The following is a 7798-nucleotide window of genomic DNA, read 5'->3' on the forward strand; positions in this document are numbered from 1 at the left end:
CGGTCAATATGTTTGGCAATCATGGTTTCGGTAGTTTGTTTGAAAAAGCGGCCCATGGGGAGAATCCTCTAAAATCCGGTTTCAAAGGAATTTAGGGGATTTTAGGGGTTTGGGAAAAGGTTGGGTTGTTTTAGCAGCCATTAACCTTTTGTCGGTTGGAAAGGGTTTTACAAAGGTCTCAGGCCGTCTGAAAAGATTGTACGTGTAAGAAAAGCCGGCGGTGTTTACCGTATTTGAAAGACAATACTGCATGAATATCCATAAAAACACCCGCCTTACCCCGCACAACCGCCAAGCCGTTTGACGCGCCGATACACAGCGTTACCCCGCCGGCAGAGTGACCATCTGCCGTATCCTGAAGGCGGTACGATGGCAACTGCCGACACCGCAAAACAGTACCGGCAACCGTTTAAAACAAACCAAATAGGGCATGAAGCGTTTGGCCAAAGTCGGGCGGGAAATCGAAGAAAAGCTCAAGAAGCAGGCAAAACATGAGAACAATCCTTATCCGGGTGAAACGGTGCATTTCGACACCAAGCGGCTGCCTTTACTGCAGAATCAAAAAACAACTGACCCGGGGGATTGCCTGTCTGCCGCCATTGATGACTGTTCCCGCGAACGGTATGCGGCTATTCTGCCGGACCCTACTGTCGCAGGTGCGGCCAAATTTCTGCGGCATATTGAGCTTGTCCAAGGAAGACATGCATGAGCTCACTACTGGGTATGGAGTTATTCATAAAGCCCCTTTTATTGTTAACAGCGGTCACGTTCTTCGTGACATTAATGACTTACGGAAGGACTTACCTGAATCTGAGTAGTTTTGCTATTGCTACCCTGAAAGACCGTTACATGACTGAACAAGATGTAGTCGATTGCTGCCTGTATACCATCGGGTGTGCTCACGCTGATAAAGGCATGGAATATCGGGACCATGCGGCGCATCTGTTTGCGGCTGCCTGTGTGCAAAACAGGTTTCCCCGTATTGCCTGGCCACAGACTGACGTCAAGCAGAGCGGGTTATCCGCAACTTAATGGAAATGGGGCAGGATAAGTTTGCGTTTAAGGATTCGGAACACCGGCAAAAGGCGTTATGCCGTTTTGTGAATTTTTATCATCCGGTTAAGCCGCATAAGGGTTTGAAAGGTGATATGCTTTTCGGGGTTTTACAGGCATCATTGCCCAATCTGTTGTGTAAACAACGCGGCTGTTTCTTACACCCGGCTTGTTTCATTGATTCGACCGTCTATAATTCAATCTTTGTTTTCAGCTTTGGCAAAATTCATTACAAACTGACTTTTAAAATTGCGCACATTGTTTTCCGCAGTTAGTATCCGGCAGGTAGAAGCGTGATAAACCGGCATATCGGCGCAATGCACCAGCAACAGAAAATCATCATCTCCGGAAACTCCATAGCGACCCATTATGTGTTGTTCCTGATTCATGGCACGTTCGGATGCTTCTTGTACATTATGCTGCCGGTGTTCAAGTTCGATTTGCACAAACATACTGATGCCGAACCCGACTGCTTGCAGAGAAACCAGTACCATTTGCCGCGAAATCACACCTTATTCGGTAAGAATACGGGTGCGGTATTGGCAGGTTGTTACGGAGGAGTGGTCCGCTTCGGCCGGCATTTTCAATGAAATATCGGCTTGCGGTTGCAGAATGTTGGGAATGCTTTTATCAAGCTTGTAAAAGCTCCATTTTTCCAGACAGCCTTTGAAATATGAAGAATAATCAAATTAAAACCCGATATTTTGCAAAATCTCTGATCTTGAGTTCCAAAATATGAGAAATTTTTTCATATCGTATCGTTTAAAATATTCACTTCCTATGTTTGTTTTATAGACAAGGCTGTCTGAAAAATGAGTATTATGACTAAAGGCGTTTTAGCTGCCGTTTGTTCCAATATCCTGTTTGCTATGCTGTTTTTATACGGCTTATGGATGCGGCCGATGACCGGGACGGATGTGTTTGCCTGGCGTATGGTGGCGATGTTGTTTGCGCTGTTTGCACTGATGAATATGACCCGAAGTTGGCCGGCGGCGCGTTCATTTTCCTTGAGTGTCGGGACAAACTGGAAACGCTGCCTGCTGGTTGTGATGCCTACGCCGATTTTGGCCAGCCAGCTTTGGCTGTTTGTCTGGGCACCGGTCAACGGTGAAGGCTTGAATGTGGCGGCCGGCTATTTTTTGTTTCCCTTAGCCATGATGCTGGCCGGACGCATATGGTTTCAAGAACGGTTGAACCGTTTACAGCATTGGGCAGTAGCATTTGCATGCGCAGGCGTGGCATGGTCGCTACTGCATTCGGCAGCATTTTCATGGGCGACGGTGTGGGTATTTGCCACTTATCCCGTTTATTATCTTTTTCGCCGCGGCTTGGGCGTCCCTTCGCTGGTCGGGTTGTTCATTGATTTGATGCTGATTGCACCGTTTATGCTGGTGTATATTTTGACACAATCGGCAAGCTTGGACATACTGGCCGCGCATCCGCATTTGTGGTTTTTCGTAGTATTGCTCGGCATAAACAGCGCAGTCGCAATGTATTTGAATTTACAGGCCAACGGACAGTTGCCGGTGGCGGTATTCAGCATGTTGAGTTATCTCGAACCGATTTTGCTGTTTGTGGTGTCGGTTACCCTGTTGGAGGAGCCGCTGGAAGCGCAAGCCTTGGTCAGCTACGGTTTGATTTGGATAGGTTTGTGTATCATGATGTACAACGGTTGGCGGAGTATGACTAAACCACAGATCGCCTGAAAGCAGAAAAGAAAAAAATCAAAACCATACAGAACAGGCCGTTTGAAAATCATCTTTCAGACGGCCTGTTACTATTGCGAAGGGCAGGTTAACCTTTATTCAAAATCTGCTTGTTTTCACCTTCGCGGCGCAGCTCTTTTGGCAAGACAAACACAATGCTTTCTTCCGCGCCTTCGCCCTCGCACACAGTATCGTGTCCCCAGGATTGGATGGTTTCCAACACCTCCCGCACCAACACTTCCGGCGCGGAGGCTCCCGCAGTCACACCGACTTTGGCTTTGCCGTCAAACCATTCTTTCTGCAGATAGCTGGCATTATCAACCATATAAGCATCCACGCCGCGAATGGCTGCCACTTCGCGCAAGCGGTTGCTGTTGGAGGAATTGGGCGAGCCGACTACAATCACAATATCACATTCCGCTGCCAAATCTTTCACCGCTTTTTGACGGTTGGTGGTGGCGTAGCAAATGTCTTCTTTATGCGGATTGCGGATATTTGGGAAACGCGCGTTGAGCGCATTGATGATGTCTTTTGTTTCATCAACCGATAAAGTGGTTTGGCTGACATAAGCAAGTTTGTCGGGATCGGCTACTTCCAATGCTGCCACGTCTTCCACCACTTCCACCAGCAGCATTTTGCCGGGCGGAAGCTGCCCCATCGTGCCTTCCACTTCAACATGGCCTTTGTGGCCGATCATAATGATTTGATAATCCTGCGCATCCAAACGCGCCACTTCTTTATGCACCTTGGTTACCAGAGGGCAAGTCGCATCAAATACACGGAAACCGCGCTTTTCTGCCTCCTCCTGCACCGCTTTCGATACGCCGTGTGCCGAATAAATCAGCGTTGCGCCTGCCGGAACTTCCGACAATTCCTCAATAAAAACCGCCCCTTTGTCGCGCAGATTGTCTACCACGAATTTATTGTGCACCACTTCATGGCGCACATAAATCGGCGCGCCGTATTCTTCCAGCGCCCGTTCGACAATGCTGATGGCACGGTCAACGCCGGCACAAAAGCCGCGCGGATTGGCCAGCATAATGGTTTTGCTTGTCATGTGTGTATTCCGAAAAATTCAGTTTCAGACGGCCTTGTTATCTGCCGCCGCATTTTTTTTATGTTTGCTTGAAAAACCATCCAATATCAACAATACCGCACCCACGCAGATAAAGCTGTCGGCAATATTAAACGCAGGATAATACCAATCTTGCCAATAAAATAATAAAAAATCAACTACATGGCTATAAGCTATACGGTCAATAGCATTGCCGATGGCCCCGCCGATAATCATCGCCGCCCCGATTTTCCCCCAGCGCGCAAAATCATTTTTTATAGTGCCGCGCCACAAATAGCCGCTAATCACCAAAGCCAGTGTCAAAAAGAAATACTTCTGCCAACCGCCTTGGTCAGCCAAAAAACTAAACGCCGCCCCCGGATTGAATACCAGTGTCCAGTCAAAAAAACCGGGAATGATGTTGGTACGTTCTTGATATTGGAAATTCGCCAGCGTCCAAATTTTTGTGATTTGATCCAGCGCGATTGCCACCAAAACCAGCAGCAGATAAGGAATTTTAGAACTCATGTTTCAGACGGCCTGAAGTCGGTCAAGACGTTATTCTACCTGAAAGCAGACGTGAAATGTTTTGAATTTCCTAAGCATGGAGTCATTTGAAAAAAATCATTGAAAGCAGGATGTCTGTTGTCGTTTGGAAGTCGATAAATTCTCTTTTGAATGTAAAATTTAATTTTCTTTTGTAATTATACAAGGAATTATGTTACTATACCGCTTAATCCTATTTTATACCATTTAATTCATTTTAGTTGCCAAGAGAATAAATATTTTATTCGGCTGGTGTTTTTTAAAAAGAAAGGGATTTTAGATATGTTACGGAATGCGAAAATGAGGGAGATTTTAGTTATTGCTATTAGTGCAGCGGTTTGATCTGCTTGCGGTGGCGGCGGTGGTTCGTCTCCAGGTGCCGAATTGGTCAATAATGCTGTCAGCGTACGGAGTGTAATTGATCGTATTGCCAAGCTGCCTGAGGCAAATAATGTTCAAGCTTCTGACGTTGCGGCGGTTGAGCAAGTGAGAGCTGCATATAAAGCTTTGGGTTCTTCACAATCTTTGATTTTACCGGATTCTTTGAAGAAACTTGAGTCTTTGGAAGCAGCTATTAAGGCTGCAAATGCAGCAGCAACTGAATTAGAAAAACAAATTGCCGCTCTGCCTGCGACAGCCACCGAAGTGGATACTGCAGATGAAGAAGCTGCTTTTGACAAGGCTGTTACTGCTTATGGTAATTTGACCGATGCCCAAAAAACTTGGCTAGATGCCAAGGCTGCAGCCAAACTGAATGAGCTGTCAAAAAATGTGATTATTGATAATAATTCATTGCAGGCTTTGAATCTGCCGACGCCGCCGCATACTTCGTTTATTTCTTCTTCATCCGCACAGCAAAACAATCCGAATGTCCAACTACGCAATATTGATGGTAAAAAAACATTTACCTACGATCAAAACGGGTTGATTAGTTCTTTGGAATTTAAGCCTAATGATGAAGTTCAGTTAGATGGCGTAGTAACTACTAACAATGGCGCTACTCAAGTGAATTTCACCGCGCCAGGTTCAGTAATTGCAAAGGCTTACTCTGGTGGTACCACAAAAGAAGATGCAAGTACACGGAATATAGCTTATATCCGAAAGGATAAAAATGGCTTGGTGTTCGATAAAAAATTCGATGGTGTGTATATCGTGAAGTTTACTGATGGTACGCAAATCGTTCTACACGATTCGGCCGCTGCAGGTTGGACTTACCAAACCTTTGCCCATTATCTCAATCCGAAAAACGGCGTGATTCACGGTTACCAAAGCTTGGGGGATGAAACACCTTATGCAGCCTTGCCACAGAGCGGTACGGCAACCTATAACGGTTTGGCCACGGCTTATTTGGTTCAGAATAGTACGCAAAAACAAGTAACTGCCGATGTGAAAGCCGTAGTGGATTTTGCCAAGAAAGGTGTACGTTTTGAGACCAGCAATACCCATTTCCGTGCGATTGGTGCCAATGGTTTCCGTGTTGATACCAAAGCGGCCGATTATGATATCAAAGCTAATGCCAAATGGTCGAACCATAATCAGTTCAAAGGCACCGCTACAACAGCCAATGGCATGACCGGTGAATTAAACGGTAAATTTTATGGCGCAGGAGCCGCTGAAATCGGCGGTATTTACGGCCTGAAGAATGCCGCCAATACCGAGCAGTTAATCGGTGGTTATGGTGCAAAACGCCAATAATCTTTAAGTTGTATGCAGGCCGTCTGAAAAGGTTTCAGACGGCCTGTTTGTCTGAATAAGATACATATTTCATATAAGTTAAAGGGCTGAAATATTTTGGAAAATATGGGTTTAAGTCATGAAAAAAGCGATGTTGTGGTGGCTGTTGTGTCCGGCCGTGGCGTCTGCGGCGGAAGCGGTCAGACCGTTTGAGCCGCGGAAGGAAGTGGAATTGAAGATTAATGTGGCTGAACCGAAAATACAAGGGCTTCCGGCGCATGTCAAAGAGGCGGCCAAGCCGTTTGAAAAAGTATTGCAGGTAGATGAGGAGATTCTGCTGTCCAATACCGATTTGTTGGAGCGGGCAATGTATTCTGCCGTAGTGGCGCAGAATATTACAGGCATTAAAGCAGTGTTGCCGATTTATGAAAAATGGTCGCAACACGATCAGGCAATGGCGCGTTATGCCCGCGGTTTGTTGGCGCAGGGCGAAGGCAAGGCGGGTGAGGCGGTGAATGTGTACCGCGACTTTATCGCCGAAAACCCGAATGCGCCGATGGTACGTTTGCAGTTGGCCAAAGCCTTGTTTGAAAACAAGCAGAACGAAGCGGCGGCCGACCAGTTTGACCGTTTGCAGAGCGAAGACATGCCTGAGACGGTGAAAATGGAGATCGACGCCTACCGTAAGGCTTTACGGGAACGCGATTCGTGGAAGTTTAATGCATCGTTAAATATTACCCGGGAGCAGAATATCAATCAGGCACCGCGTCAACGCCGTTTGGGCGAGCATTTGGCGGCAGAACAATGTAAGGTGGCAAAAAGCATTAATCCTGATGACGATTGTTTCCGTGGTTGGACATTTAACGTGCCGATTGATGCCACTGCGGTCAACTATCAAATCGGTACCGAAAAAAAATGGTCGCTGCCCAAAGGCTGGTATGCCACGGCGGGGGCCGATGTTTACGGTAAGGTTTATCCGAACCGCACGGATTATAACGATTTAATCGGTCGGGTATCGATGGGTATCGGCCATGCCGACCAGCGCACCGATGTGGGGGTAACACCGTTTCATGAACGGCGTTTTTATGGCAATGATCCCTATACCCATACCAACGGCGTTCGCCTGCATTGGAACCGTTGGCATACGTCGAAAATCCAAACTTTGACAGCAGCAGAATTTGGCCGTCTGAAAAATACCCGAAGAAAAGATGCTGATAACCAAAGCCGTTTGTTTAGTGCATCGTTGGTGTATTATGCCGGTGCCCGCCAATATTGGCTGACGGGTACAGATTGGTATCGCGAACGCAATAAAGACGACCATTCGGAAAGCTTTGACCGCTATGGCTTACGTGCGGCATGGGGGCAGGAATGGCAGGGTGGTTTGTCGAGCCGTTTGCAACTGAATGCCGCCAAACGCCATTATGACGAAACGAGCTTTTTCAGCAACGGAGACAAGCGGCAGGATAAGGAATTAGGAGTGACTTTGTCGCTTTGGCATCGTGCGGTACATTTTAAAGGCATTACGCCGAGGCTGACAGTGTCGCATCATAAAAACCTGAGCAACGATAAGTTTCACGAATACGGCAAAAGCCGCATGTTTGTCGAATTGGGTAAAACGTTTTAATCAAAAAGCCTTTGGATTCACCTGCCAAGTGCAGCAACGGTTGAATACGTCCAAGAACCGATTACCCGGCGTACCTAAGCAAGCGTTTTTTTCGGTCGCGTTTTTCCCGGTTGGCAGGTGGGTTTGCCAACCGCCTTTCCT

The 7798-nt window shown here is 47.0% G+C and carries 7 protein-coding genes and 1 pseudogene; 5 read left to right on the plus strand and 3 right to left on the minus strand.

Features of this window, described 5'->3' with window-relative positions:
• Positions 1-250 precede the first annotated feature (250 nt).
• Both C7N83_RS12130 and C7N83_RS12135 read left to right on the plus strand, forming a co-directional pair.
• Positions 251-673, plus strand: a pseudogene (locus C7N83_RS12130) (transposase family protein); the annotation flags it as partial.
• A 32-nt stretch (positions 674-705) separates the two neighbouring features.
• Positions 706-1032, plus strand: a complete 327-nt coding sequence (locus C7N83_RS12135) for a hypothetical protein (RefSeq protein ID WP_106742946.1) — start codon at positions 706-708, stop codon at positions 1030-1032.
• A 218-nt stretch (positions 1033-1250) separates the two neighbouring features.
• Here the strand turns inward: C7N83_RS12135 and C7N83_RS12140 are convergent, their stop codons facing one another.
• Positions 1251-1562 carry an Lrp/AsnC family transcriptional regulator gene (locus C7N83_RS12140; RefSeq protein WP_245911225.1) on the minus strand — a complete coding sequence of 104 codons (312 nt, stop codon included), beginning with the start codon at positions 1560-1562 and terminating at the stop codon, positions 1251-1253.
• Positions 1563-1865: 303 nt separating this feature from the next.
• Here C7N83_RS12140 and rarD point away from each other — a divergent pair, with 303 nt between their 5' ends.
• Positions 1866-2759: an EamA family transporter RarD gene (gene rarD, locus C7N83_RS12145; protein WP_106742948.1), complete on the plus strand. Its 894-nt coding sequence runs from the start codon at positions 1866-1868 to the stop codon at positions 2757-2759.
• Positions 2760-2847: 88 nt separating this feature from the next.
• On the opposite strand, the gene ispH is transcribed toward rarD, so the two are convergent.
• Positions 2848-3816, minus strand: coding sequence for a 4-hydroxy-3-methylbut-2-enyl diphosphate reductase (gene ispH / locus C7N83_RS12150; protein ID WP_106742949.1), 969 nt, complete (start codon positions 3814-3816; stop codon positions 2848-2850).
• 24 nt (positions 3817-3840) lie between these two features.
• Positions 3841-4341, minus strand: a complete 501-nt coding sequence (lspA, locus tag C7N83_RS12155) for a signal peptidase II (RefSeq protein ID WP_106742951.1) — start codon at positions 4339-4341, stop codon at positions 3841-3843.
• 504 nt (positions 4342-4845) lie between these two features.
• On the opposite strand from lspA, the gene C7N83_RS12160 reads away from it, so the two are divergent.
• Both C7N83_RS12160 and C7N83_RS12165 read left to right on the plus strand, forming a co-directional pair.
• Positions 4846-6054 carry a transferrin-binding protein-like solute binding protein gene (locus tag C7N83_RS12160; RefSeq protein ID WP_245911226.1) on the plus strand — a complete coding sequence of 403 codons (1209 nt, stop codon included), beginning with the start codon at positions 4846-4848 and terminating at the stop codon, positions 6052-6054.
• Positions 6055-6172: 118 nt separating this feature from the next.
• Positions 6173-7657, plus strand: coding sequence for a surface lipoprotein assembly modifier (locus C7N83_RS12165; protein ID WP_106742953.1), 1485 nt, complete (start codon positions 6173-6175; stop codon positions 7655-7657).
• Positions 7658-7798 lie beyond the last annotated feature (141 nt).

The sequence above is a fragment of the Neisseria iguanae genome, assembly GCF_003013245.1.
Lineage (GTDB): Bacteria > Pseudomonadota > Gammaproteobacteria > Burkholderiales > Neisseriaceae > Neisseria > Neisseria iguanae.